The sequence below is a fragment of the Bacillus sp. SIMBA_008 genome (assembly GCF_046535495.1).
In the GTDB taxonomy this organism is placed as follows: Bacteria; Bacillota; Bacilli; order Bacillales; family Bacillaceae; genus Bacillus; species Bacillus subtilis.
Genome location: NZ_JAWRWL010001460.1, coordinates 1 through 228 on the forward strand (window position 1 = coordinate 1; position 228 = coordinate 228).

The 228-nt window shown below is 43.4% G+C and carries 1 pseudogene; it reads left to right on the forward strand.

From position 1 onward, the window contains the following. A pseudogene (locus SB658_RS28335) lies at positions 1–228 on the forward strand (octanoyltransferase); the annotation flags it as partial.

The following is a 228-nucleotide window of genomic DNA, read 5'->3' on the forward strand; positions in this document are numbered from 1 at the left end:
CAATTCCCGTTCCATTTTATCTCAGCCAGAGTGGCGTATTGTAGATCAGTCTAGTTTGGGACCAACATTCCATGCAGTGCAGTCATTCGCAATGGATGACACACTGTGCACAAGCATTGGAAATGGTCAATCAGCTGCAACAATGCGTTCTTGGGTTCATCACAATACAATTGTTCTTGGCATTCAAGATTCACGCCTACCACACTTGGAAGAAGGTATTTCCTTTTT